Source organism: Halomonas sp. A29, assembly GCF_046723295.1.
GTDB lineage: Bacteria > Pseudomonadota > Gammaproteobacteria > Pseudomonadales > Halomonadaceae > Halomonas.
The window spans coordinates 344,867-367,567 of sequence record NZ_JAXQPR010000004.1; the positions used below are offsets into that span (position 1 = coordinate 344,867).

19 protein-coding genes are annotated in these 22,701 nt (G+C 65.0%); 6 read left to right on the forward strand and 13 right to left on the reverse strand.

Translation table 11 applies throughout. The features are described from left to right. Nucleotides 1-26: 26 nt before the first annotated feature. Together SPH52_RS09910 and SPH52_RS09915 are read left to right on the forward strand one after the other, a co-directional pair. Entirely contained in the window at nt 27-1,742 is a 1,716-nt protein-coding gene (locus tag SPH52_RS09910) for an ABC transporter permease (RefSeq protein WP_411794854.1), read from the forward strand. Beyond that, nucleotides 1,739-2,368 carry an ATP-binding cassette domain-containing protein gene (locus SPH52_RS09915; RefSeq protein WP_411794855.1) on the forward strand — a complete coding sequence of 210 codons (630 nt, stop codon included), beginning with the start codon at nt 1,739-1,741 and terminating at the stop codon, nt 2,366-2,368. The genes SPH52_RS09910 and SPH52_RS09915 overlap by 4 nt, the downstream gene beginning before the upstream one ends. 127 nt (nt 2,369-2,495) lie before the next feature. On the opposite strand, the gene SPH52_RS09920 is transcribed toward SPH52_RS09915, so the two are convergent. Beyond that, a complete protein-coding gene (locus SPH52_RS09920) occupies nt 2,496-2,678 on the reverse strand; it encodes a hypothetical protein (RefSeq protein ID WP_411794856.1) in 183 nt (60 codons plus the stop codon). A 126-nt stretch (nt 2,679-2,804) separates the two neighbouring features. Here SPH52_RS09920 and SPH52_RS09925 point away from each other — a divergent pair, with 126 nt between their 5' ends. Both SPH52_RS09925 and SPH52_RS09930 read left to right on the forward strand, forming a co-directional pair. After that, complete coding sequence (locus tag SPH52_RS09925; RefSeq protein ID WP_411794857.1) at nt 2,805-3,218, forward strand: DUF2934 domain-containing protein; 414 nt, start codon at nt 2,805-2,807, stop codon at nt 3,216-3,218. Between the two features lie 70 nt (nt 3,219-3,288). Beyond that, nucleotides 3,289-4,587, forward strand: a complete 1,299-nt coding sequence (locus SPH52_RS09930) for an MFS transporter (protein WP_411794858.1) — start codon at nt 3,289-3,291, stop codon at nt 4,585-4,587. Between the two features lies 1 nt (nt 4,588). On the opposite strand, the gene SPH52_RS09935 is transcribed toward SPH52_RS09930, so the two are convergent. From SPH52_RS09935 to doeA, 12 genes are all read right to left on the reverse strand, one after another. Continuing rightward, complete coding sequence (locus tag SPH52_RS09935; protein ID WP_411794859.1) at nt 4,589-5,272, reverse strand: haloacid dehalogenase type II; 684 nt, start codon at nt 5,270-5,272, stop codon at nt 4,589-4,591. A 79-nt stretch (nt 5,273-5,351) separates the two neighbouring features. Next, nucleotides 5,352-6,305: a cyclodeaminase gene (locus SPH52_RS09940; RefSeq protein ID WP_411794860.1), complete on the reverse strand. Its 954-nt coding sequence runs from the start codon at nt 6,303-6,305 to the stop codon at nt 5,352-5,354. A 28-nt stretch (nt 6,306-6,333) separates the two neighbouring features. After that, nucleotides 6,334-7,332: a hydroxyectoine utilization dehydratase EutB gene (gene eutB / locus SPH52_RS09945; protein ID WP_411794861.1), complete on the reverse strand. Its 999-nt coding sequence runs from the start codon at nt 7,330-7,332 to the stop codon at nt 6,334-6,336. Nucleotides 7,333-7,468: 136 nt separating this feature from the next. Further along, complete coding sequence (locus SPH52_RS09950) at nt 7,469-8,893, reverse strand: aminotransferase (protein ID WP_411794862.1); 1,425 nt, start codon at nt 8,891-8,893, stop codon at nt 7,469-7,471. 263 nt (nt 8,894-9,156) lie between these two features. Next, nucleotides 9,157-10,650, reverse strand: coding sequence for an NAD-dependent succinate-semialdehyde dehydrogenase (locus tag SPH52_RS09955; protein WP_411794863.1), 1,494 nt, complete (start codon nt 10,648-10,650; stop codon nt 9,157-9,159). A gap of 187 nt (nt 10,651-10,837) precedes the next feature. Continuing rightward, on the reverse strand, nt 10,838-13,615 hold the full coding sequence (locus SPH52_RS09960; protein WP_411794864.1) for an aminotransferase class I/II-fold pyridoxal phosphate-dependent enzyme: 2,778 nt from the start codon (nt 13,613-13,615) through the stop codon (nt 10,838-10,840). 65 nt (nt 13,616-13,680) lie between these two features. Continuing rightward, on the reverse strand, nt 13,681-14,664 hold the full coding sequence (locus SPH52_RS09965; protein ID WP_411794949.1) for a C45 family autoproteolytic acyltransferase/hydolase: 984 nt from the start codon (nt 14,662-14,664) through the stop codon (nt 13,681-13,683). Nucleotides 14,665-14,705: 41 nt separating this feature from the next. Continuing rightward, nucleotides 14,706-16,178, reverse strand: coding sequence for a biotin carboxylase (locus SPH52_RS09970; RefSeq protein ID WP_411794865.1), 1,473 nt, complete (start codon nt 16,176-16,178; stop codon nt 14,706-14,708). 137 nt (nt 16,179-16,315) lie between these two features. After that, a complete protein-coding gene (locus SPH52_RS09975) occupies nt 16,316-17,185 on the reverse strand; it encodes a carbon-nitrogen hydrolase family protein (protein WP_411794866.1) in 870 nt (289 codons plus the stop codon). Between the two features lie 195 nt (nt 17,186-17,380). Further along, the gene (locus SPH52_RS09980; protein WP_411794867.1) at nt 17,381-17,860 is read right to left on the reverse strand and encodes an Lrp/AsnC family transcriptional regulator; all 480 of its coding nucleotides are present in this window, start codon (nt 17,858-17,860) and stop codon (nt 17,381-17,383) included. A gap of 20 nt (nt 17,861-17,880) precedes the next feature. Further along, nucleotides 17,881-18,894 (reverse strand): N(2)-acetyl-L-2,4-diaminobutanoate deacetylase DoeB, encoded by a 1,014-nt coding sequence (gene doeB, locus SPH52_RS09985; protein ID WP_411794868.1) that lies wholly within the window; start codon nt 18,892-18,894, stop codon nt 17,881-17,883. 14 nt (nt 18,895-18,908) lie between these two features. Further along, a complete protein-coding gene (doeA, locus tag SPH52_RS09990) occupies nt 18,909-20,108 on the reverse strand; it encodes an ectoine hydrolase DoeA (protein WP_411794869.1) in 1,200 nt (399 codons plus the stop codon). A gap of 217 nt (nt 20,109-20,325) precedes the next feature. On the opposite strand from doeA, the gene SPH52_RS09995 reads away from it, so the two are divergent. After that, a complete protein-coding gene (locus SPH52_RS09995) occupies nt 20,326-21,732 on the forward strand; it encodes a PLP-dependent aminotransferase family protein (protein WP_411794870.1) in 1,407 nt (468 codons plus the stop codon). Between the two features lie 28 nt (nt 21,733-21,760). Continuing rightward, nucleotides 21,761-22,696, forward strand: a complete 936-nt coding sequence (locus SPH52_RS10000) for a 2-hydroxyacid dehydrogenase (protein WP_411794871.1) — start codon at nt 21,761-21,763, stop codon at nt 22,694-22,696. Nucleotides 22,697-22,701 lie beyond the last annotated feature (5 nt).

The window sequence follows — 22,701 nt, forward strand, 5'->3', positions numbered from 1 at the left end:
CTGGTGGAGAGAGGTGACCGGCCCTGATGCTGCGCCTTGCTCCAGTGGCTATCGTCACCCTGTTGGTCGGCCCGATTTTGGCAGGCCTGGTCATGGCCGCCCTACCCGCCTTCGGCTATCTGCCGGCACTGGGCGGTGAGACGCTGAGCCTGGCCCCCTGGCGGGAATTGTTCGCCCAGCCGGGCCTCTCTCGCTCGGTGGGAATCAGCCTTGCCAGCGGCCTGGTGACCACCGCGGTGTCGCTGGCGGTGGTGCTGCTGTTTCTGGCCGGCACCTCCGGCAGCCGCCTGGACCACTGGATTCGCCGCCTGGTCGCGCCGCTGCTGTCGATTCCACACGCGGCGGCCGCCTTCGGGCTGGCCTTCCTCATTGCCCCCTCGGGGTTGTTGGCACGGCTGGCCTCGCCGGAGCTGACCGGCTGGGAGCGCCCGCCGGATGCGCTGATCGTGCAGGACCCATGGGGGCTTTCGCTGATGGCGGGCCTCATCATCAAGGAGATTCCCTTCCTGCTGCTGATGAGCCTGGCGGCGCTGCACCAGCTCGACGTCGAGCGGCGTGTGACCATGGCCCGCTCGCTGGGCTATCGCCCGACCATCGCCTGGCTGAAGGTAGTGGCACCGTCACTGTACCCGCTGATACGACTGCCGGTCTTCGCGGTCATCGCCTTCGCCTCCTCGGTGGTGGACGTGGCGATGATCCTCGGCCCGACCCTGCCACCCACGCTTGCGGTATCGATCCTCACCTGGCTCAACGACCCGGACCTTTCACGCCGCTTCATGGCCTCGGCCGGCGCCCTGCTGCAGTTGGGCGTGACGCTGACAGCGCTGCTCTTGTGGTGGGGGCTGGAGTGTCTGGTCCGGCGCCTGGGCCGGAGATGGGTGGAGGGTGGCCAGCGGCGCGGCGGTGAGCGGGCGCTGCACGTGGCCGGCAAGACGCTGATTCTGCTGGCCGCAACAATTGCCATGGTCGGCATCGTCGGCCTGGCCATCAATTCCCTGGCCGGCTTCTGGCGCTTTCCCGACAGCTTGCCCGTCACCTTCACGCTGCAGCACTGGCAGCGGGCACTCCCCTCACTGGCCGGGCCAGTCGCCGCCACGCTGCTGATCGCCATGCTGGCAACATTGCTCGCCCTGGGGCTGGCCCTGGCCGCCCTGGAAAATGAGCAGCGCAACGGACGACATTCGGCTCAGGGAAGGCTTGGCATTCTAGAAGACCGGCGCGCCGCAGCCCTTACCCTGCTCTATCTGCCGCTTATCGTGCCGCAGATCGCCTTCCTGTTCGGCCTGGTAGTGGTGCTGGAAGCGATAGGAACCCGCCCGACTCTCTGGCTGGTGATCTTCGGGCACCTGCTGTTCGTACTGCCCTACGTGTTCCTTTCGCTTTCGGAGGCCTACCGGCGCTTCGATCCACGCTGGTCGAAAGTGGCGCTGACACTGGGGGCCACGCCCAACGGCACCTTCTGGCGTGTGCGCCTGCCGATGCTGCTGGCACCGCTGCTCACCGCCATGGCGGTAGGCCTGGCAGTCAGCATCGGGCAATATCTGCCCACCCTGTTACTGGGGGCTGGACGAGTCTCCACCGTGACTACCGAGGCGGTAGCCCTGGCCGGCGGCGGCAACCGCCGATTGATCGGTGTCTGGGCGCTGGTTCAAGCCAGCCTGCCATTGGTGGGTTTCATCATCGCCGTGGGTGTCCCCCGCCTGCTCTGGTCCAACCGCCGCGGAATGCGAGGAGTCCCATGAACGACGATTGCCTCGAGTTCGACAAGATCCACATCGCCCTGCACGGTAGGACACTGCTGGAGTTCGGTGTGCGCATCGCCCCCGGCGAGGTGCTCACGGTGATGGGCCCCTCCGGCTCGGGGAAGTCGACCCTGCTGGCCTTAGCTGCCGGTTTTCTGGCCCCGACGTTCGTGGCCTCGGGACGTATCCTGCTGGGGGGAAACGACATCACGGCGCTGCCGGCGGAGCAACGCGGCATCGGTCTGCTGTTCCAGGATCCGCTGCTCTTCCCGCATCTTTCCGTCGCGGGCAACCTGCGCTTCGGACTGCCCCGCGCCACGCCCGACAAGGCTGCCAAAATCGAGACGGCATTGGCTGCGATCGGCCTGACGGGCTTCGGCGAGCGCGACCCGGCCACCCTCTCCGGTGGACAGCAGTCACGGGTGGCACTGATGCGTCTGCTGCTGTCGGCGCCCCGGGCCGTGTTGCTGGACGAGCCCTTCTCCAACCTCGACACGCATTTGCGTCAGGAGATGCGCCGGCTGGTGTTCGGTCGGCTACGCGAAGCGGGGCTGCCCAGCTTGCTGGTGACCCATGACCACGAGGATGCCGCGGCAGCCGGCGGACGGATCGTCACTCTCGAGTGAGGCCGCCCGACTCATCACATGCTGCCAACTCCGGCACCGGCCAGCAGGGCGTCGTAATGGTCGAGGATATGACGCACGTGCTTGCCCAGGCTCTGTCGCCCTCTTCCCAGCCTAGTGATTCGAGGATCTAGCGAAAGAACCGGTCCTGCTCGGCGGCTCGCTTGCCCACCAGCCAGAATCGCAGTGGGGGCGGCTGCTGTTCCGTCATGCTCGCGATCTCCTGTGTCCATGTGTGGTGTGTGGTGCCTGCTGCCAGTGCAATCGACAATGCGAACTGCTGCACCGAACCGGCGAGCGATTCGATCCACACGCCTTCCTTGCCAAAGGGCGCTTGTCGATACCACGCTAAGGTGTGTGATGTGAAGGGCCGGGATATTGGGAATGAGACCCCACCAGCTATGTTCCGGCAATATATCTAGGTGAAAGGAGAGCCAGGATGGCTGATGAGCAGCGTATACGCGAAGTCACACGTGAGCTGTGGGAACGAGACGGGCGCCCCGCGGGCCAACAGCAACGATACCGTGAGATGGCCATGAGGATCGTGGCCACGGAAGAGTCGGCTGGCCACGATACCAATCTCGAAGAGGTGGGAGAGATGATCTCCGAGGAACCACCTCTCATGGAAGAGGGGCTTCCGCTCGACGAGGATGAGAGCATCATCGAGGAAAATCGGCTGCCGCTGGAGGCACCGGATGGCGAGCCCGACTTCGATGAGCTGCCCTACCGCGACGACCGCAACGTAGCTCGGGACGTGCCGGTGCAGGATCGCGCCAGCCCCCGGCCGGCTCCGGACGAAGCCGAGCCGACGGTGGGCTCGAACACTTCCAAGCGCGGCAGAAGCCGAAGCTGACGCACGCAACTGAGAACGCAAGCCTTTAGACAGAACGCGACACGCCAATGCGATACAAGGAGCGAGAGGCATGCTGGCGATGCTGAAGCCTGTCCGGTCGATTCTCTGGAGCGTCGCCCTGCTGCTGCTCGGCAACGGCCTGATCAATACGCTGCTGACCCTGCGCGGTACCGATGAGGGCTTCTCGTCGACGATAGTGGGCGTGATCATGTCGGCCTACTTCATCGGCTTCACCTGCGGTACCTGGGTCAGCAGCCGCTTGATTCGTCGCGCCGGACACATTCGCACCTTCGCCTTCTGCGCCGCGCTGTGCGCCTCGGGCGCGCTGCTGCACATCATCTTCGTCGATCCCTGGGTGTGGATCGTGCTGCGCTTCTTCTACGGCCTGGCCTTCGTCACCCTGATGACGGTGATCGAGAGCTGGCTCAACGGCCAGGCGGCCAGCCACGAGCGCGGCCGCGTGTTCGCCACCTACATGCTGGTCAACCTCGGCGCGATTGCCGCTGCCCAGCAGATCCTGCGCCTGGATACGCCCGGCGGCTTCCTGCTCTTCGCCGTGACGGCCATCCTGATCAGTTGGGCGCTGCTGCCGATCACCATGACCCGGCGCCAGCAGCCCACGGTGCCCGAGAACGCCAAGAGCAGCCTCAAGGCGTTGATCGGATTTGCCCCGCTACCAGTCACGGCTTCGGTGCTGTCGGGACTGGCCATGGGTGCCTTCTGGGGCATGGCGCCCCTGTATGCCCGCCAACTGGGCTGGAGCGCCGGCGATGTGGGAACCCTGATGAGCGTGACGATCCTGGGCGGGGCACTGCTGCAGCTACCCATCGGCCGCTTCTCCGACAAGCATGACCGCTCACAGGTACTGACCTGGGTGGTGATTGCCGCTGCGGCATTGGCCGCACTGATGCCCTTTGCCCCCAGCCAGATGGCGCTGCTGAGCCTGTTCTTCCTGTGGGGTGGCTTCTCTTTTGCCATCTATCCGCTGGCAGTGGCCCAGTTGATCGATCAGTTGCACCCCGAAGAGGTGGTGTCGGCCTCGGCGGACATGCTGGTGACCCAGGGCGCAGGCAGCGCCCTGGCACCGATCGTCGCCGGGGTACTGATGGCAGCGCTGGGGCCCCAGGCACTGCCGCTCTACATCGCTGCGGTGCTGGCCGTGCTCGGCCTGTTTGCCCTGTATCGGCGCCGCCGCGTCTCCGATCTTGTCTATGGACATCCCGCTCACTTCGAACCAATGACCCAGACCAGCCATCTGGCGCTGGAGGTGATATTCGACGATAGCCAGCCTGACCTGTTCGACGACCCCAGCTTCTACGAGGAAGACGAACGCCAGCGGCTGGTCGAGGCGTACCGACAGAGGGAATGAGTCAGCTCAACCGATCGGAGAGTGCATCCAGATCGGTGACGGTCAGGTCGGGCTCGATACCCCAGGGATCGAAGGGGGCATCGAGACTGCGCCGCACCCAGGCGGCATGCAAGCCGGCGTGGCGGGCGCCGATCACGTCGAAGGGGTTGCTCGAGATCAACCAGGTATCGCCGGGCGCCACCTCGAGGCGGTTGCGCAGGTGCGCATAGACGGCGGGGTCGGGCTTGAAGCGCTTGACCTCGTCGACGCTGATCACTGCATCGAAGCGCTCGAGGATACCGGCCTGCTCCAGCAGGTCGCTGACCGCATCGAGGGCTCCATTGGAGAAAGCCACGCAGCGCATGCCTGTGGCGGATAGACGTTCCAGCGCGTCTGCCGTCTCGAGAAAGGCCGGCAAGCGGCCATAGGCGGTCATCAAGTGGTCCTTGTCGACGTCCGACAGCTGCGTCTGCAGCGCACGGTCGGTGAAATCCAGCGCCTCGCGGATGCACTGCCCGAAAGGCACGTAGGCACCCATCAGGCCACGGCGGAAGCTGTACTCCAACTGCTTGTCCCGCCAGCGCCGCGAGAACTCGGCGGCAAGTCCTTGCTTGCCGACTCGGTCGAGCCGCTCTTCCAGTTCGATGACCACGCCGTGGGTGTCGATCAGGGTACCGTAGACATCGAAGGCTAGTACCGTTGCCATCTGCTGCGCTCCTCGCTGTGTTGTCATCCGTGCAGAGTGGGGGCTGCCAAGACCGGGCTCAAGCCCAGGCCGGGAGGTATCACCCAGCGGCCAGCCGCGACAGCGCGAAGCTGGCGATGGCGGTGTCCTGTACGCCGGTGCCGGTCAGGTCGCACACCGTGATCGCAGCATCCGAGACCCGCAGCCGTTCGCCGCCCTCGATCACACGCCCCAGTTCGTGGACCTTGAACGGTGGCTCACGAGAATCGTTGGCAAACACCTTGAGTTCGCCGTTGTGCTCACTCTGGGCGCGGCTGTCGCAGACGAAGGCATCGGCGCGGATCAGCACCGATTCGTCGAGCTCTCGCTTGTCGGGGCTGTCCGAGCCCATGGCGGTGACATGAACGCCCTCTGGCAGGTCGCTGGCCTGCAGCAGCGGCTCCCGCGAGGGCGTCGCCGTGACGATGATGTCGGCCTGCGCGCAGGCGGCATGCACGCTGTCATGCATGCTGACGGTAAGACCCCGGCTACGCATGCGGTCGGCATACTCCTCGGCGCCTTCGGGGCGACGCGCCCATACGTCCAAGGTATCGACGTTGCGTACCAGCCTCAGTGCCTCGACTTGGCGCTGGGCCTGCTCACCGGCGCCGATCACCGCCACCCGACGACTGTCCTGACGCGACAGATGCTTGGCGGCGATGGCCCCGGCCACGGCGGTACGCACCATGGTCAGGTAGCCCTCATCGAACAGCACCGCCTCGACCTGCCCGGTCCTGGCGGAGAACAGCATCATCAGGCCACTGAGGCTCGGCAGACCGCGCCTGGGGTTGTCGAAGGAGCCAGTGCTGACCTTGATGGCGAAGCGCTCCCAGCCCTTGATGTGCGCCGTCTTGACGTCGACTTCGCTTCCGAACTCCTCCATCGACATCGACAGGATTGGCGGCTGTATGGCCTCGCCGCGGCCAAGGGCGGCAAAGCCCGCCTCGACCTGGCGCAGTGCCTTTTCGTCGATACCCACCACTGCCTCGATCTCGTCACGCTGATAGAGCTTCATCTCTCCTCCTTGATCAGGCCTGTGTGACTCAACGCGCTGCCTGCTGGCGCGCCCGATCCAGCGCCTCCAGCGCTACGCCATTACCCGAGAGGATCAGCGCCACCCGCTGACCACGCACGTCGAGGCCATGCTCGGCTATCGCAGCAAGACCCACGGCAGCTGCGCCTTCCACCAGCAGCTTCTCATGATCGAGAATATCGACCATGGCACGGGCAATGGCCGGCTCCGAAACTTGGTAGTGATCGTCCATCACCTCGCGCACCAGGGAGAAGGTACAGCGATTGTCGAAGCCAATGCCGCCGCCCAGCGAATCGGCCAGGCTTTCGACCTCCTCTACCTGTACGGGCCGGCCCGCCCGCAGGCTCTCCCACATGGCCGCACCGTGGGAGAGACTCACCCCGGTCACGCGTGCCTCGGGGCGAATGGCCTTTACTGCCACGCCGATGCCGCCCAGTAGCCCGCCGCCGGAGAGCCCGACGATGACGCGGTCGAGGTCCGGGGCGTCCTCCATCAGTTCCAGCCCAATGGTGCCCTGCCCGGCCGCTATCAGCGGGTCGTCGAAGGGCGGGATCAGGGTCATGCCGCGCTCACGCACCAGTCGCTCGACCTCGCCGAAGGCCTCATCCTGGCTCTCGCCAACGCGGAGAACCTCGGCGCCCAGCGCCTCGATGGCGGCCGCCTTGTTGGCCGGCACCAGGCGCGATAGGCAGATCGTCGCCGGTACGCCGAGACCTGCCGCGGCGTAGGCCACCGCGCGCCCATGGTTGCCGGTGGAGGCAGTCGTGACGCCGGCAGCCAGGGCGTCACGACCATGGAGTTCGATCAGCGCGGCGATCATGTTGGTGGCACCGCGCAGCTTGAAGGCCCCGGTGGGCTGCAGAGTTTCCAGCTTGAGCAGGATCTCGGCATCGAAACGCTCACAGAGCGCATGGGAACGGATCAGCGGCGTACGCACTGCCTGTCCGGCGATGCGGCGACGCGCCTGGTAGATGGAAGAGAGGGAAACACCGTGCTGGGGTTGCGACATGGCAATGAAGGCTCAACGGCTCGTGGCAAGGGGTGAGGTGTTTCCAGACTAGAAAAGGATCCCGGCAAGGGCCAAGAAAAAGGCCGCGGGTTCGATCCCGCGGCCTTGGCTCATCATGGCAACTCAGTCCAACGGATCAACCGACCGACATGGTGGCCTTGACGGCACCTTCGCGAACCAGCTGGTCGGTGATCTTGTTCACCGCGCGCTCGGCGCGGGCGACGATCTCGTCGACCTCGGCACGAGTGGCCACCAGCGGCGGCGCAAAGCCGAGGATGTCGCCCTGTGGCATGGCACGGGCAATCAGGTTCTCGTCCAGCGCCGCGGCGGCGATGCGCGCGCCGACCTTGTGGGCGGCGTCGAAGTGCGCCCGCTTGGCCGGGTCGACGGAGAACTCCAGCGCCGCCAGCATGCCCACGCCGCGCACGTTGCCGACGATGGGATGGTCGCCGAAGGCGGCCTGCATCTGCTGCTGCAGGTAGGCGCCGGTCTCGGCGGCATTCTGGGTCAGCCCCTCGCGCTCGATGATCGCCAGGTTGGCCAGCGCCGCGGCGCAGCCCAGGGCATGGCCGGAGTAGGTCCAGCCGTGGCCGATGGGGCCGTACTCAGCGGTGCCCTGTTCCAGCACGCTCCATACGCGGTCGCCGACGATCACGCCGGAGAGCGGCTGGTAGGCGCTGGTCAGGCCCTTGGCGACTGTAATGAGGTCGGGCTTGATGCCGTAGTAGTGGCTGCCGAAGTCGGCACCGATGCGACCGAAGCCGCATACCACCTCGTCGGCGATCAGCAGCACGTCGTACTTGGCCAGTACGGCCTGGATCGCTTCCCAGTAGCCTTCCGGGGGCGGCACGATGCCGCCGGTGCCGAGCACCGGCTCGCCGATGAAGGCGGCCACTGTGTCGGGGCCTTCGGCCAAGATCATCTCCTCGAGCTTGCGTGCGCAGAACTGGGAGAACTCGCGCTCGCTCATGCCTTCCTGCTCGGCGGCGCGGTGGTAATAGTACGGCGCCTCGGTGTGCAGGATGCCAGCCAACGGCAGGTCGAACTGATCGTGGAACGCCTTGAGGCCAGTCAGCGAGCCGGTGGCCAGGCCAGAGCCATGGTAGCCGCGCTGGCGCGAGATCACCTTCTTCTTCTGCGGTCGACCGAGCACGTTGTTGTAGTAGCGCACGATCTTGAGCTGGGTCTCGTTGGCGTCAGAGCCGCCGAGGCCGTAGTAGACCTTGGACATGCCGGGGCCGGCGAGCTCGATGATCTTCTCGGACAGCGCGATCTGCGGCTCGTTGGAGTGGCCCACGTAGGTGTGGTAGTAGGAGAGCTCCAGCGCCTGCTGGTAGATCGCCTCGGCCACCTCGGTACGGCCGTAGCCGATGTTGACGCAATACAGGCCGGCGAAGCCGTCAATGAACTCGCGGCCATCCTTGTCGACGATATGGATGCCCTTGCCGCCAGTGATCACGCGGCCCGGCGCATCGCCATGGGCGAAGTCACGCAGGTGGGTGGAGGCGTGGAAGGTGACCTTGCGGTCGCGCTCGATCAGATCGCGGTGCTGCTGGCTCATTATGTTCTCTCTTCTCTTCAGGTCCCCGCCTCGGCGGGGAGATGTTCAAATTCGTATGTCGCAGTTAGGGCCGGGATGCGCCCTCTCGCGATGCCCAAGGACGAAACCCTGGGGCTACGCTTGCGGCTTGCGCGTCGGACCGGAACAAGGTCCCTCTTGCCGGTCCTCGATCGACATCCCTGTCGATCGCCGCGCGCCGCTGCGCTTGCCCCAGCGCCCTTGGGTAAATATCGCTCGACGGTCCATCCCGGCCGCTTGCTCGGCTAGCTCCCGGAAACTGAACCTAGAGCTCCCAAACAGTAATATTTCGTCTCCAGGTATTCATCGATCCCGGTGATGCCACCCTCGCGACCCAGCCCCGACTGCTTGACTCCGCCGAAGGGCACGGGCGGGCCGGTCATCTTCACCGAGTTGACGCTGACCATGCCGTACTCCAGCGCCCGCAGCAGCTTCCAGATACGGCGGATGTCGTGGGTGTACACGTACGCGGCCAGGCCGTACTCGGTATCGTTAGCCATGGCGATCACTTCATCGTCGTCGCGGTAGGCGGTCACGCCCGCCACCGGCGCGAAATTCTCCTCGCGCCACACCTTCATCTGCGGCGTCACCCCGGTGAGCAGCACGGGCATGAAGAAGTTCTCGCCCGGCGCCCGGGTCTGGTCGCCGGCCACCAGCGTGGCGCCACGCGAGATGGCGTCGTCGACGATGGCGGCAGCCTTGTCCACCGCCTGGCGGTGAATCAGCGGCCCAAGGTCGACCTCGCTCTCCATGCCGTTGCCCACGGTCAGCGCCGCCATGCGCTCGGCGAAGTGCTCGACGAATTCGTCGTGGATCGACTCGTGCACCAGGATGCGGTTGGCCGCCAGGCAATCCTGGCCGGCGGTCTGGAACTTGGCCGCCACCGCGGCGAAGGCCGCTTCCTTGGGGTCCATGTCCGGGCCGACGATGAACGGTGCGTTGCCGCCCAGCTCCAGCGACACGCGCTTGACGGTCTGGGCACTCTGCTCCAGCAGCAGCCGACCGACGCGGGTGGAACCGGTGAAGGATAGCGCCTTGACGCGCTCCTCGGCACACAGAATTTTCGATACCTCGGCAGGCTCGCCCAGTACCACGTTGAACACCCCGGCGGGAATACCGGCGCGCTCGGCCAGCTCGGCCAGTGCCAGCGCAGAGAAGGGCGTCTCGCCGGCCGGCTTGACGATCACCGGGCAGCCGGCGGCCATGGCGGCGGCGGCCTTGCGGGTGATCATCGCCAGCGGGAAGTTCCACGGTGTGATCAGCGCAGCGATGCCCACCGGCTCCTTGATGGTACCCAGCGCGGCGTTGGGGATGTGGCTGGGAATGGTCTCGCCGAAGGTGCGCTTGCCCTCTTCGGCGAACCAGCGCACGAAGCTGGCGCCGTACTCCACCTCGCCGCGGGCATCGGGCAGCGGCTTGCCCTGCTCAAGGGTCATGATGGTGGCCAGATCCTCGCGGTGTGCCTGCAGCAGGTCGTGCCACGCAATCAGGCGCTCGGCGCGCTCGTCGGCGCGCAGCGCACGCCAGTGGCCGAAGGCCGCGTCGGCGGCATCCACGGCTTCACGGATCTGGTGCGCCTCGAGCCAGGGAATGTGGCCGATGGCCTCGCCGGTGGCGGGGTCGATCACCGTCTCCTCACGGCCACCTTCGCCGTGGGTCCACTTGCCGTTCACATAGGCATGCTCGCGGAACAGACGTGGATCGTCGAGCTGAGCGGTCAGCGTCTTGGACAGTTTCATGGGCACCTCCCCTGACATCGGCTCACTTGCAGAGCCGACTGTGGCAAAAACGAGAGAGCAGCCAGCGGCTGCTCGATGGACACAGGGTAAGGGGAAACACGGGGCGGGACTTTTCGTTAGGCCCCGGGAGGAGTGCGCTTTTTTTTGTCCTCCATGGGGAAGTTGCGTTTTTTTCTGCGTGCGGCGCTCAGGTCTCCGGCGGAGCGGCCAGCGCCGCCTCGGTGAACACCAGCAGGCCGAGCTCCGGGCGGTAGCCGTGGATCTCGGTCACGTCCAGCGCCTGCAGGAAGACGAGGATCTCCCCGCTGATCACCTGCCCCGGCACCAACACCGGGAAACCCGGCGGATAAGGAATCACGAAGCTCGCCGAGACCACGTCTCGGCCGCCGAGCATCTCGGCCTGGAGCTCGCCGTTGTCGAAGCGCAGGTACTCGGTGTTCTCCTCGTCGTAGCTGAGGAAATAGGCGCGGCGGATGTCGCCCTGAGGCGTCTCGCTGCACTGACGGAAAGCATCGTGGAAGCGGCTGAAATCGGGCAGCGGCGGCAGCTCCTGGGTCAGTGAATGGACCCGATGCTCGATGATCTTTCGCTCGGGCCGGCTGCTCTCCTCCCAGCGGTACTCGAACTCCTTGGCCAGCTTGATCAGCACGTCGAGCAAATAGGCGATGGAGCCACGGGTGGTACCGATGTTGGTCATGAACAGCACGGTGTTGCGCGAGGTCTTGTTGATCTGGATACCGTACTTGTTCATCAGGTATTCGTTCTTGAAGGCATCGCCATCGACCCCGGTATTGCCGATGGCAATGGTGACCCGGGTCGGGTCGACCACGAACTCGTCCCGTGCCCAGGCTTCCTCCATCTGATTCCAGCCTGTCACCGGGTCGAAGTAGGACTCCACCCCCGATTCGCGGTACTCGGCGGGCACCATGTCGCTGTTCTTGAGTACGCGGAAATACTTCTGCAGCAGCGGATGGGTATAGAGCTGCTCACGCAGCGACAGCGCCGTCTCCACCTGGGCATGAACCAGCTCGAAGCCCTCCATCTCGGCCTGCATGCGGCCCACGTCGAGCGAAGCGACGATCTGGTAGTTGGGCGAGGTGGAGGTATGCGTCATATAGGCTTCATGGAAAGGAGCCTCGACCTTCTGGCGGAAGTCCTGGTCGTAGACGTGGATCATCGAGCCCTGGCGCAGCGAAGTCAGGGTCTTGTGGGTGGAGTGGGTGGCATAGGTACGGATACGCACCGCGTCCGGGTCCGGCATCAGCCGTCGTTCCAGCCAGGTGGCGTCGTCGTCGGGATCGAGCTTGTCGAACTCCGCCTTCCACGCCGTGTACTCCTCGCGGTAGGCCTCGCTGCGATAGCGGTCGCGCAGGGTACGCGCAGCGTGCATGGCCGTGCGCGGCCGATAGGTGGGATTGAAGGTGGCGAAGGCGAACCACGCCTCGTCCCAGAGGAACACCAGGTCGGGCTTGATCGCCAGGCACTCCTCCATCACCCGGCGAACGTTGTAGACCACGCCGTCGAAGGTGCAGTTGGTCAGCAGCAGCATCTTGACCCGGTCGAGTTCCCCGGCGCGCTTGTAGGCGAGCAGGGTCTTCTTGATCTCGTGCAGCGGCACCGCACCGTACATCGAGTAGTCGTTGAGTGGGTAGGAGTCCAGGTAGCTGACGTGGGCGCCGGCCAGTACCATACCGTAGTGGTGCGACTTGTGGCAGTCGCGGTCGATCAGCACGATATCGCGGGGCTTGACCAGCGCCTGCACCACAATCTTGTTGGCGGTCGAGGTACCGTTGGTGACGAAGAAGCTCTGGCGTGCGCCGAAGGCCCGTGCCGCGTACTCCTGCGCCTTCTTGATCGGCCCATAGGGCTGCAGCAGGGAGTCGAGCCCGCCGGAGGTGGCCGAAGTCTCGGCGAGGAAGATGTTGATGCCGTAGAAGTCGATCATATGCCCCGCCCAGTGGGAGCGGGTGACCGACTTGCCCCGCGAGATGGGCATGGCGTGGAAGACCCCGGTGGGCTTGCGGCTGTATTCGCGCAGGGCGTCGAAGAACGGCGTACGGTAGCGGCTGTCGATGGCGCGCAGGATGGTGTGGTGCTGCTCGATGTAGTCGGTTTCGCGATAGAAGATGCGGTTGAAGTAGCGGATGTCGCGGCTTGCCGTGGCCTCGACGTCGCCGCTGGTGACCAGGAACTGGTCGATCTCGGGGCGCAGCTCGTGGATCATCGTGCTCAGCAGGATGCTGCGTTCGGCCTCGGTCTGGTGCTCCAGATCCTTTTCCGACAGGCCTTCGAGGTAGTTGCGCAGGGCGCTGAGGTTGTACTTCGACTTGTAGGGGAACTCGTAGCGGATCAGGCAGGCCTGGATGTTGGGGTTGACCAGCACCGCGATCAGCGCGTCCTCGAAGCTGCGTACCGTCACCACGTCATAGACGAAGCGGTCCTCGGGGCGGCGCATGTTGCGGAAGGCCTCGCGGACGACCTCCTCCTCCTGGGCGGAGAGGTTGTCGACGATCAGCAGCTCGAAATAGGGCTGTGCCGAACTGTTCGAGGCGGGGTGGCCGCGTCGCAGCTGGGCCAGGGCATCGAGGGTCTCGAGATCCTCGGCGTCGGCATCGGTCTCGGAGAGGTCCACGTGACGGCGACGATAGGATTCACTGATCAACGCCCGCACCAGGCGCTTGACCACCTTTTCCAGCAGCACGTACTCCTCACGGTCGAACAGCGACCACAAGTGGCGGAAATCCTCCTTGGAGGGGAAGGCGTGATAGTCCTCGATGATCTCGAGCCGTGTCAGCTTGACGTCGATTGCCTTGACCAGGTTGCGTGTGCGGCTCTCGTCGTCCAGGCGAACCAGCTGTCCCAGGTCGCGCTTGAGCGCATTCCAGGTATCGGCACGTAGCTGGGAGATCTTGTGGTAGAAGCCCAGTGCGGTATAGGGCGTTTCGGTAGGACTGCTCTCGTGCATGGCGACACCCTTCCATCATTGTCATTGTCTTTTCACCGACGACGGCTTACGACCGCCGGTGCCGACTACCTGAGGCCGTAGCTAACCCGCAGCTCTCCCTCGGGGAAATGGTCGAAGGCCAGGTCGAGCGTTTCGCCCGGCCAGCGATAGCTCACCTGACCCGTTACCGGCCAGTAGGCCGCGGTGTAGATGGTGCCAAGCCCGCGCTTGTAGTCGCGCCGGAACAGCGGTGGCGCGGCAAAGGCTTCGAGCAGGCGTTCCTCGGTGGCAGCCGGATCGTCCACCAGGATCGACAGCTGGCGCTCGCGGATCAGGGTCTCCGAAGCCAGTGCATGGGCATACCACTCGATCTTCTTCTGGTGATTGGTGGCCACCGGCACCCGGCGGATGCTGGCGCGACGATCGGGGCCGATCATCGCCGTGACGTAGCGCCCGGCGCTGTCAGCCACGGTGATGTTGTAGGCCATGTGAGTGGGCACTCGAGCAAGCACCTCGGCCGCCTCGGGGACGCTGTCGCAGAACTCCAGCAGATAGCGCAGGATGATGGGAGCGCCGAAGCCCTCGCCCACCGCCTTGCGCCCGCCGAAGGCCAGCGAAACGGCCAGCCCGTGATCGTTCATGCCGTCCAGCACCCCCCACAGGCAATCGGTCATGGCGATCACGCCGCGCCCGTTCCAGCGGGTATGCAGGATGGTGCCCTCGCACAGCTCCGGCGGGTAGTCGTAGTTGCGCGCCAGCAGGCTCGAGCCGTGCCGAGCCAATACCGCCTGGGAGCAGCCGGTGATGTAAGGCGGTGGCTGGTAGAGGCTGAGGAAGCGCGCCGCCAGGTCACCGCCGCCGGCCAGCGCGCAGAGCGCACGGTAGGTCTCAAGCAGTTCCGGCATGTGCTGACGCAAGGCGTTGTAGCAGCTCAGGTAGGCCGGCCGCTCGCGCTCGCCCTCGGCCAGGTACCAGGCCTCGTAGGCCGGCCAATGGTAGCCGAACAACGCCTGCCATTTGAGCCCCGGCGACTCCTCGTGCAGGGTACGGAACACCAGCGATTTCTCCATTTCCACCTGCCGCGCCTCATGATGCCCTTCGACCTCGACTCTCACAGGATCTTGAAGTTGCCGCCGCCAATGGCGTGACTCACGGCAACTTCCTCCACCGCCGGATCCTGCAGCGGCTGGCCGGCGTATTCGCCACGGATCCCGTCGATCCAGGCGCGGGCGCGCTCGGTGAGCTGGAAGTCGTCGTCCATCAGGCGCCCACGGGTGATCAGGATACCCAGGTCGGCGCCTTCGTAGCGGAAGTCCCCTGCCCCGCTGATACGCAGGAAGAAGGCTTCGCGCTCGTTCTCGGCGGCGTGGGGATGGTAGCTGTAGTGGTCGTAGCTGACCTTGCCGTCCTCGGCCATTTTCCACACCCCGGTACGCGGCGCCTGAGTCAGCAGGTCGACGCTCTCGTCGGTGTGCTTGATCACCAGCTGGCTCCAGCTGTCGACGCTGTCCGGATGCGACCAGCGTTCGTTGATCTCTTCGATGTCCAGATCGAAGTCGACCTCGGAGAACTCCAGCAAATGAAAGAGGAAGAGCGGGATATCGGAGTGGGCGAAAGCCGCCACGTTGGTCAGCGAGCTGGCGCCAGTGACGCGCGGATTGAGTTCGCCCAGGTAGACCTCGCCGTTGTCCATGTCGATCAGGAAGTCGAGTTCGAAGTAGCCGCGATAGCCCTCCTCGCGCAGCGCCTCGCCGAATTTGAAGGTATACTCGCGCGCCTTGTCGCGTACTTCCTGGCTGAAGGCGCCGGCGAACATTTCGTTGCCGCACCAGCCGCCCTTGTAGGGTGTCAGCGACTTGAAGCCCACCAGCTCGGTCATCAAGGGCCCTACCACGGTGCCGCAGCGCGTCGCACAGGCCTCGATCGCCGAGCCGCGACAGTTGATGCGTTTCATGATCTTGACCTCGGGCTCGGCCTCGATCTCCTCGGCATGCTTGTAGTAGTCGTCCTCGCTGGCGATGAAGAAGGTCGTGTGGCCGGAGTCGCCGTAGGCAGTCTGCACCACGAGGTCATCCCCCAGCTCGCGGCTCACCTCGAGCAGCTCCTGGTAGCTGCCGACCTTGGCCAGCACGTTGGGTACGCTGGGCACGCCGGCCTTGTTGCCGATACGCACCGTCTCGATCTTGTTGTCCATGCGGCTGCGCAGCGACGCGGGAGGGAAGGCGACACGCAGCCCCAACTGCTTGCAGATTTCCTCGGTATGCTCATCGAACATCAGGAAAGCCGCCACACCGGAACTCTCCCCATCGGCGCGGGAACCGATGAAGTCGATCACCTCCTTGTGCTCGAGCAGGTAGTTGTTGATGTCCTCTATGCTCTCGAAGTCGCGCGGAAACTTCTCCTTGGGTACGAAGACATTGCGCTGCTGACCGTCGAAGCAATCGATGTAGTTGATGTGGCGGAAGCTGCCCACCCAATCGCCGATGCCGAGCAGATTGAAGTTGGTGGCAGAGATGAAGTAGACCGGCTCCTTGTTGTTGCGAAAGTGGCGACGCACATCGGCAATGCTGTTGATCTTGTTCATTGTTGTCGCTCCATCGATGGCAGAAGGGGTAGCAGCGACGCGTCTCGGGCGGACCGCTGCCGGAAGGGAGCCCTCGGGCCGCAAGAATCGTTGCATCAGGCGAATCAGGAACTCCCGCATGACGACCTCCTGGGCGGTCAGTACTCCTCGATATCAGTGCGCTGAGGCTTGGCCAGCGGTCCGAGGCTCGAGAGAAAGGGCAAGGAATCACGTTCGACGCGATAGACGGCGAAATCCACGCTGCGATCGCGGAAGCTCTTGAGCGGTTGCCCCAGGCCACGCAGACCGGTTTCACGCTCGCGCCGCACGCGATTGAAATCCACTTCGATAGGCATGACTTCTTCACCGGAACCGGCCTGGTGAATGACGTCACCCGAGGGCCCCACGACGATGGAGCGGCCATTGCCGATGGCGCCCGCACCGTTGATGTCGAAGAAGTAGCACTGGTTGACCGCAGCGTTGGTACGGGCAATGGAGAGCTCGATGTCGCGGTCGATGGTATCGGTCATGGTCGGATGGAGGATAACCTCGGCGCCCATCGCGGCGAGGGTGCGGGTGGTCTCGGGAAACCACATGTCGTAGCAGATCGACACGCCGAAGCGGCCGACGTTGGGAACATCAAAGAGAACGAATTCGCTGCCGCTCTCGACGCCCGCCTCGTAGGGCCGGAAGGGGAACATCTTGCGGTAGCGCGCCACCACCTGGCCGTGGGGGTCGATCACCGACAGGGTGTTGTAGATACCGTGTTCGGTGCGCTCGAACATCGAGCCGGGAATCAGCCAGATACGGTACTGCTCGGCCAGTTGGCAGAACAGTTGCTCGACGTGGCTTGGTAGCGGGTGGGCATGGTGCGGCGAGGCACCCAGCGGCATCAGCTCGCTGAACAGGACCATCTGCACCTGGGGGAAGCGGCTCATCAGAACATCGACCCGGTGGCGCATGGCCTCGGTATTGTCGCCGTGATGCAGGGCCTGCATCTGCACCCCAGCGATGGTGAAGTAGGACATGGGCATCTCTCTGCGTCAGGCGATCTCGTCTCAGGGCGCTATCCATCTCCTCCGGCACCGCTGCGTCATGCCGGAGGGATCGCCCGGCCGGGTGAGCTCCTGCTCACCCTCGCCTTTAGCTTATGCCATGGATGTCACCCGGGTATCAACGTTGAGATCTCGTTGGTTGCCGTGCAGAGCCCGCCATTCAGGTCTTCACGTGGAGAGGAAGTCGTCCCGCCACAGGCCGAGGCCGGGACGCTTGACCGTCTTGGTCACGATGTAGGTGAAATAACGCTCGATGCCAGCTGCGGAGGTCAGCCACTGGTCGATCAGGCGCTGGTAGGCGTCCACGGAGTCGGCCTCCACCTTCAGCAGGTAATCGACGCCACCTCCCACGGCCACGCACTCGGTGACCTCGGGGGCATCGCGTACCAAGGCCTCAAAGCAGGCGAAGCTTTCGGCATTGTGCTGCTTGAGCTCGATCTGCACCCACACCGGGGTTCGCTTGACCAGCGCCTGGGGATTGATGCGGGCGCTGTAGCCTTCGATGATGCCGGCCTTCTCCAGCCGCCTGACCCGCTCCCAGCAGGGGCTGACCGAGAGGTTGATCGCCTCGGCCAGCTTCGACTTGGTGATGCGCCCGTCGCGGGACAGGATCTCGAGTATCTTCAGGTCATAGCGATCGAGTTTCATGGCTCTCTTCTATGTCAGGCTCAGCCCAGCGAATCCACGACCTCAGCGATCACCGCAATGGTGTCGCCCATGTTGACCAGCGCCGGGAAGCGCCGCGCGGCCAGGATGCCGTCGCGGCCCGCTCGGTACTCCACCGGCGCGCTGCCGCTGCGGGTGATGTCGTAGATCCGGGCGATGACCTGCCCTTTCTCCACCTTGTCGCCCAGGGTGAGGGTCAGCTCCAGCAGGCCGGTATGCTCGCTCTGCACGTAGCAGCTGGCATCGGGCATATCGAGATAGACCTGCGGCTCGGCGGGCATCACCACTTCGCCCTCGACCAGGCCGAAATGGATCAGGAAGTTGCGCACGCCGCGTTCGGTGAGGGCCAGGCTCTCGGGGGTAGAGGTACCGCCGCCGCCAAGCTCCGTGGCGACGAAGACCTTGCCCTGGCTCTCCACCGCGGTATCGAACAGCGCCGCGGCGTCAAGCTCGAACATCATCATGGCGTAGGGCGCACCGAACGCCTTGGCACCCTCCAGCGCCTGGCGCTGCTGCTCGGGGTTGTCGAGGATATGGGAAGCGCCGAAGGGAATGATGTCCAGGGTGCGCCCTCCGGAGTGCAGGTCGAGCACCACGTCGCACATCGGTACCATCACACGGGTGAAGTAGTCGGCGATCTTCTCGGTCACCGTGCCGTCGGGGTCGCCGGGAAAGCTGCGGTTGAGGTTGCCGCCATCCATCGGCGAGGTACGCTTGCCGGCCATGGCGGCCGGCATGTTCATCATCGGCACGATGATCACCCGACCGCGCACGTCCTCGGCGTGCAGCTCGCTGGCCAGCTTCAGCAGCGCAGTGATGCCTTCGTACTCGTCGCCGTGGTTGCCGCCGGTCAGCAGCGCGGTCGGGCCTTCGCCGTTCCTGATCACGGTGACCGGGATCATCACCGCGCCCCAGGCCGATTCGTCGGTGGAGATCGGCAGCTTGAGGAAGCCGTGCTGGACGCCATCGGCATCGAAGTCCACGGTGGCGCTGATCGGGCTGGGTCGCTTGTTCATCTTCGGCTATCTCCTTATTTCACGAACAGCTGGCGCGGGAAGCTGGCCAGCGATTCGCAGCCGGTTTCGGTGATCAGGATGCTCTCGGTGATCTCGAGCCCCCACTCGTCCTGCCACATGCCCGGCATGAAGTGGAAAGTCATGCCGGGCTCGAGAATGGTCTCGTCGGAAGGACGCAGGCTCATGGTGCGCTCGCCCCAGTCGGGCGGGTAGCTGATGCCGATGGGGTAGCCGCAGCGGGCTCCACCGCGGTCGAAGCCGTACTTGTCCATCGCCGCGCCCAGCGCCATGGCGATATCGGCGGTGCGGTTGCCGGGCTTGGCCACCGCCAGCCCATTCTCGATGCCCTCGAGCAGCGCCGATTCGGCGCGCACGAAATCCTTTGGCGGCCGGCCCAGGAACACGGTACGCGACATGGGAGCGTGGTAGCGCTTGTAGACGCCGGCGATCTCGAAGAAGGTGCCCTCGCCCTCGCGAAACGGGGTGTCGTCCCAGGTCAGGTGCGGTGCGGCGGCATCCTTGCCAGTGGGCAGCATGGGCACGATGGCCGGATAATCGCCGCCATGGACCTTGCCGTGCTCGTCGACCCAGCCCTCGATGCCTACCCGATAGATCTCCGAGACCAGCTTGCTCTTGGGCAGGCCGGGTTCAATCACTTCGAGGATACGCGAGTGCATGCCCTCGACGATCTTGCCGGCCACACGCATGTAGGCGATCTCCTGGGGCGACTTGATCGCACGGCACCAGTTGACCAGTGCGTTGGCATCCATGAAGCGCGCGTGAGGCAGCTCGCGCAGCAGGCTCTGGTAGGCCTTGGCCGAGAAGTAGTAGTTGTCCATTTCCAGTCCCACCACCCCTTCGTGCCAGCCGCGGTCGGGCATGATCGACTGGGCCAGGTAGTCCATGGGATGCATGTCCGGGTTCTGGACGTAGTAGTCGGGGTAGTAGGTGATGTTGTCGGGGTCGATCCAGCAGGTACGCAACGCCCCGTTGGCGTCCATGCGGCGCCCGTACCATACGGGCTCTCCCTCCAGCCCTACCAGCACGCACTGGTGCACGTAGAAGGACCAGCCGTCGTAGCCGGTCAACCAGGCCATGTTGGAGGGATCGCTGATCACCAGCACGTCGATCCCTCGACTGGCCATTTCGGCACGGACTTTCCATAGCCGGCTTGCGTATTCCTCACGAGTGAAGGACAGGGATACCTGGGTCATCGGGCCACTCGCCATTGCATCGCCAAGAGCCAGCCACCTTCACCAGGAGAGGGCCGGGCCAAAGTTAGGTAGACGGCCATTCGTCGGTTGGAAAAGAGAACCGCGCCAGACAATTGTCATGATTCATACAAGCCAAAAGCATGACAATTCCAGGCCAATGCCGTTAAGCTGATAGTAGCACTCCCCCTTGGCAGGTGGTCAAAGGCTTTATTGAATCATGACAATTGATCTAACTCCGTACCTGACGGATACGGGCCCCAAGTATCTGGCCATCGCTCGCGCCCTCTCGGAAGCGGTGCGTCAGGGTGAGCTTTCGCCCGGTACGCGGTTGCCGCCTCACCGGCAACTCGCCGAAAGCCTGGGAGTCAGCGTGCAAACCGTGTCGCGGGCCTATGCCCAGGCCGAGAAGATGGGGCTGGTGCAGGCCCGGGTCGGCAGCGGCACTTGGATCAATGCCCTGGACGACGCCCGCGAATCGGCCTACCTGCGCGCTCACGAGGCGCGCCAGGAGAGTCCGCTCATCGACCTGTCGATCGCCCATCCCGTGTGTCCGCCGGGCCATCACCTGCGCTTTCGCCAGGCCCTGGCGGAGCTGGCCGAGCATGCCAGCCCCGAGGTGATTACCGCCTGCAGGCCGATTGCAGGACTTGCGCACCAGCGCGAGCGCGCCAGCGTCTGGCTGCAGTCGCGCCTGCACGTGCCCGGCGAAATGGACGACCGCATCCTCTGCAACGGTGCCGCCCATGGCCTGATGCTGGCGATCTCGAGCGTGGTGCAGCATGGCGACCTGGTGCTGACCGAGGCGCTGACCGACCACGGCCTGATCGCCCTGTCGCGCACGCTGGGCTTCCAGCTGCGCGGCATCGCCATCGACCACGAGGGCATCGTGCCCGAGGCCTTGGAGCTGGCCTGCCATCGTTTCAAGCCGCGTGCACTCTACCTGACGCCGACCCAACTCAATCCCACCGGGGCGACGATGAGCGAGGCACGCCGCGACGCCGTGGCCGAGGTGCTGGCACGTCATCGGGTGTGGCTGATCGAGGATGACGTGCATGCCCTGCTGGAATCGCCGGGCTTCACGCCGGTCGCGGCGCGTATCCCGCAGTTGAGCTTCCATGTCACCAGCCTGACCAAGGTGACCGTGCCGGGCCTGCGCGCCGGCTATCTCACCGTGCCGCGCGGCCAGTTGCACCATGTGCTGCCGCGCATGCGCGCCACTACCTGGATGGCCACCTCGCTGGTGTTCGAGATCGCCGACCGCTGGCTGGCCGACGGTACCGTCGAGGCGATGGCCGCCGAGCAGCGCGTCCTGCTCGGCGAACGCCAGCAGCTTACCCAGCGACTGCTGGGGCATCACGCCTTGGAGTCACGCCCGACCAGCCTGCACGTATGGCTGACACTACCCGACGCCTGGCGCGCCGAGGAGCTGCAGCAGCAGGCCGAACAGGAGGGCTTGGCCATCACCACCGCGGTACCGTTCATGGTGGAGCAGACCCCGCCTCCGCGGCGCATCCGCGTCAGCCTCGGTGCCGAGCAGGACATCGCCCGCTTCGAGGAAGGACTCAAGCGCCTGGGCGTGCTGCTCGACGAGGCACCGCCGCCCATGATGCAGATCGTCTACTGAGATCGTCTATCGAGAGAAAGGAACCGCCATGCGAATACTGCTGCACATCGACGACATCGAGGCCTGGCGCGATGCCTTGGCCGAGCGCCTGCCGGAAGCGGAGATCGTCACCGCCGACGACCCCGCCGAACAGCGCCGCGACGCCGACTACCTGGCAGTCTGGAAACCGTCCGAGACGCTGCTGCGTGAACAGACCCGCGCTCGTGGCATCGTCAATCTGGGCGCCGGTGTGGATGCTCTGCTGAACAACCCGGCGCTGCCCAAGGGCGTGCCCATCGTCAAGCTGCGCGATGCCGGTATGAGCGAGCTGATCGGCGACTACGTACGTTACGGCGTGCTGCACTTCCAGCGCGACTTCGACCGCTATCGCCGCCAGCAGACGCGCCACGAGTGGCGCGAGCACGGCGTGGTGGAAAAGCGCGACTGGCCGGTGGGCGTGCTGGGCCTGGGTGCCATCGGCAGCAAGGTGGCCGCCATGGTCGCCGCCGACGGCTTTCCCGTGCACGGCTGGAGCCGCTCGCCCAAGTCGTTCGATGGTATTACCTGCCATCATGGCGACGCAGGCCTGACCGAGCTGCTCGGCCAGGTACGCACCCTGGTGCTGCTGCTGCCGGGCACCAGCGCAACCCGCCATATTATTGATGCCGAGGCGCTCGCCAAGCTACCTGAGGGCGCCAGCCTGATCAATCCCGGCCGCGGCAGCCTGATCGACGAGGCGGCGCTGCTCGAGTCGCTGGGTGAGGGAGTGAACGAAGGCCGACTGCGTGGTGTGCTGCTCGACGCCTTCCCCGAGGAGCCGCTGCCCGAAGACAGCCCACTGTGGTCGCACCCGCGCATCTGGGTAACGCCCCACATGGCCGGTCCCACGCCGCTGGGTGAGGCCGTCGACCAGGTGGCCGAGGCGATCCGTGCCTTCGAGGCCGGCGAAGAGCTGGAAACCGTCGACCCCGAAGCGGGTTATTGAGTCGT

Bases quoted from the DNA above. Each gene is read 5' to 3' on its own strand.
- SPH52_RS09910 (WP_411794854.1), top strand. From the start codon at position 27: ATGCTGCGCCTTGCTCCAGTGGCTATCGTCACCCTGTTGGTCGGCCCG.
- SPH52_RS09915 (WP_411794855.1), top strand. From the start codon at position 1,739: ATGAACGACGATTGCCTCGAGTTCGACAAGATCCACATCGCCCTGCAC.
- SPH52_RS09925 (WP_411794857.1), top strand. From the start codon at position 2,805: ATGGCTGATGAGCAGCGTATACGCGAAGTCACACGTGAGCTGTGGGAA.
- SPH52_RS09930 (WP_411794858.1), top strand. From the start codon at position 3,289: ATGCTGGCGATGCTGAAGCCTGTCCGGTCGATTCTCTGGAGCGTCGCC.
- SPH52_RS09935 (WP_411794859.1), bottom strand. From the start codon at position 5,272: ATGGCAACGGTACTAGCCTTCGATGTCTACGGTACCCTGATCGACACC.
- SPH52_RS09940 (WP_411794860.1), bottom strand. From the start codon at position 6,305: ATGAAGCTCTATCAGCGTGACGAGATCGAGGCAGTGGTGGGTATCGAC.
- eutB (WP_411794861.1), bottom strand. From the start codon at position 7,332: ATGTCGCAACCCCAGCACGGTGTTTCCCTCTCTTCCATCTACCAGGCG.
- SPH52_RS09950 (WP_411794862.1), bottom strand. From the start codon at position 8,893: ATGAGCCAGCAGCACCGCGATCTGATCGAGCGCGACCGCAAGGTCACC.
- SPH52_RS09955 (WP_411794863.1), bottom strand. From the start codon at position 10,650: ATGAAACTGTCCAAGACGCTGACCGCTCAGCTCGACGATCCACGTCTG.
- SPH52_RS09960 (WP_411794864.1), bottom strand. From the start codon at position 13,615: ATGCACGAGAGCAGTCCTACCGAAACGCCCTATACCGCACTGGGCTTC.
- SPH52_RS09965 (WP_411794949.1), bottom strand. From the start codon at position 14,664: ATGGAGAAATCGCTGGTGTTCCGTACCCTGCACGAGGAGTCGCCGGGG.
- SPH52_RS09970 (WP_411794865.1), bottom strand. From the start codon at position 16,178: ATGAACAAGATCAACAGCATTGCCGATGTGCGTCGCCACTTTCGCAAC.
- SPH52_RS09975 (WP_411794866.1), bottom strand. From the start codon at position 17,185: ATGTCCTACTTCACCATCGCTGGGGTGCAGATGCAGGCCCTGCATCAC.
- SPH52_RS09980 (WP_411794867.1), bottom strand. From the start codon at position 17,860: ATGAAACTCGATCGCTATGACCTGAAGATACTCGAGATCCTGTCCCGC.
- doeB (WP_411794868.1), bottom strand. From the start codon at position 18,894: ATGAACAAGCGACCCAGCCCGATCAGCGCCACCGTGGACTTCGATGCC.
- doeA (WP_411794869.1), bottom strand. From the start codon at position 20,108: ATGACCCAGGTATCCCTGTCCTTCACTCGTGAGGAATACGCAAGCCGG.
- SPH52_RS09995 (WP_411794870.1), top strand. From the start codon at position 20,326: ATGACAATTGATCTAACTCCGTACCTGACGGATACGGGCCCCAAGTAT.
- SPH52_RS10000 (WP_411794871.1), top strand. From the start codon at position 21,761: ATGCGAATACTGCTGCACATCGACGACATCGAGGCCTGGCGCGATGCC.